Consider the following 2393-nt stretch of genomic DNA (forward strand, 5'->3'; position numbering starts at 1 on the left):
TCTCACAGGCTATTCTTCTAAAACAGACAGTCGATGCGCACCTTACGCTTTTGGCGAAAAACGAAGTTGAGCTGCCAAGCAAAAGATTTGGCGCTCTATCTTCGGAAGCGAACTTCCGATTGAGCTGAATGTTTCACGTCTGCTTAATCGCTTTCGTATCGCTGATGTTCCTCCGAGCAACAATACCAAACCAAAGCGGCCCGTGCCGGGTTACTTAAAGCCCCCGAGCCCAAACTTAAACCATGCTCACCTTGCACTGAGCCTTTTTAATGACCCGAGGACATAAGATTGGCTTTCAATCGACCACCCTATTTCATGCTCAGAATCCGTTCAATTTTTTGCTGCGTCACCTCATGAGCAAGGTTCTGATTCGTTTGAGAGGACTGATCGCTTGCGAGTTGGATGTTCAGTTAAGGCGCAAGGTTGGGTTATCTATCACCAATAAAATATTGTGCTTTTTGATCGTTATCGCCATGCTGACAGGCATCCTGGAAACCGAAAAAATCGTTACGGCTGGTCGAGAGCCGTGGTTTAAAGCGGCCGAGCTTGGATTCGCCATGGTTTTCTCCATTGAATATGTCCTGCGCGTATGGACGTGCGTAGAAAACCCTAAATACAGAACTCGATTTCATTATGTTTTTAGCCCGATTGCCATGCTAGAACTAGCCATTGTGCTGGCGAGCTGGCTTGTCGCGTTAGGCTCGACAGGCTATCTCGTGCGCGGGTCGCGGTTGATAAGAATTTCCCTTATCGCTAAATTGGGACGTTACTCAAAGGCTTTACATAACATCCGCCTCGCTATTCGTGCTAGAAAAGAAGAGCTGTTAATTAGTTTATGCGCTGCGATACTCCTAATGTTAGTTTCATCGATGGCGCTTTATATTGTGGAAAGCGACATTCAGCCGGAGCACTTTGGTAGTATTCCGAGGGCCATGTGGTGGTCCGTTGTCACGCTCACCACCGTGGGGTATGGCGATGTTTATCCCGTCACCACCATCGGTCGGATATTGGCTGCCATTACAGCGATCAGTGGTATCGGCCTAATCGCCTTGCCCACCAGTATATTGACCTCGGCCTTTAGCGAGGTCATACAAAAAAAGAAAATTGCCGATCTGAAATCTGACACTTTGTCAAAGCGTAAGTGACGAGTCTTTTCCCGCATTCGTCGCTTCTCATCTGGTTTTGGATTCAGCGCTACTCAAAGTCAGTGTGAAATATCGCATGCAGGCGACGCGTTTCGACTAGTAAATTAATTTCATTAACTCGTAAACCCGCAGGTCCGTGCTATTTATCCGGCACGCCGCAGCCTACTTCCACACTTAAGGAACACTCTTAAAGAGAGTGATGCTTAATCAAGAGTCACTCCATTATGTTCTCCGGCTGTGCTTCAGCTACCGCTATAATAAATCCTGAACAACCGGAAAGTTACGTTTGGCGACGATAGGGTTTATGTCTCGGACACCCCGCCGGTCAAGGGCTTCGGCACCAAGTACGAGCCAGCCCTAAAAAATAATTAAATTTGACCTCGATTGTGTGGATGACGAAAGCCTCAGTGCGAAGCGCGAGCGGCGGGTCAAATAAAGCATCAGCATGTCTACTCTGCGAGGGCTGCCCTGTATGGCCTGGGTTCAACACTGGCCGCATGGGTAATATTTTGAATTGAATGATGTTCCGGGACCGGGAGCCTTCAATGCAACCAATAAATAATAATTTTTAATTTATTCACCGAACCTATTGATAAGAAAGTGCCTCGCAGCTGCCCACTGTGTGTCAGGAGTGTTTGTGGTCTACGCTCATGTAGCATTAGCGGTATCGGCGTTACTGCATGTCATACCGGCTAGCAATTGATAGTGCTGTCAGTTGCATGGCTAAATAGCTAATAACAACTCATTTATAGCAGTGCTTGCTCAAGTTTCGATGCCGGATACTGTTGACAGCTATTCAGCAATTAATAATTAACATATGTACCGCATAAAATAATATTAATTTTGATGAGGTAAGACAAGCATGAACAATCAGCCCAATGATAGTTGCGCCGTCCTGGAGCCAGGCTTTTTCGAATATTTAGCCAGCTCACACTCTTGGCTGGGCGAATTTAATCCTTATTGCCTGCCCGTCGCATGACGATACGTATCCAATAATGTTGCGCATACTCAAGCTTGATGGAGTGCGAAATGTTTGCCCTGTAACTTCAATGCATCAGCCTTGGACGTTACGTAAGTTACCATAATTAAATAAATTACTCCAGCCCTCTTCGTCTTGAGATTGCAGATGGTCGAGTTGTGACGAATAACAACGGTATGACCGTTTGCTATTGCACTTGGCTTTATCCCTATCTAATACGTCGCCTTACATCACGTATGTAAACGTCAGTATTTTCTATTAATGCGAGT

1 protein-coding gene is annotated in these 2393 nt (G+C 46.1%); it reads left to right on the top strand.

The features are described from left to right. The first annotated feature begins 269 nt into the window (after positions 1-269). Entirely contained in the window at positions 270-1145 is an 876-nt protein-coding gene (locus D8U73_RS29650; RefSeq protein WP_206663013.1) for an ion transporter, read from the top strand. The last annotated feature ends 1248 nt before the right edge of the window (positions 1146-2393 follow it).

Origin of the sequence: Pseudomonas sp. Sample_22 (assembly GCF_004307635.1) — a bacterium.
Taxonomy (GTDB): domain Bacteria; phylum Pseudomonadota; class Gammaproteobacteria; order Pseudomonadales; family Pseudomonadaceae; genus Aquipseudomonas.

What these genes read in the sequence shown, in the direction of transcription:
- D8U73_RS29650 (WP_206663013.1), top strand. Translation starts at nt 270, where the DNA reads ATGACCCGAGGACATAAGATTGGCTTTCAATCGACCACCCTATTTCAT.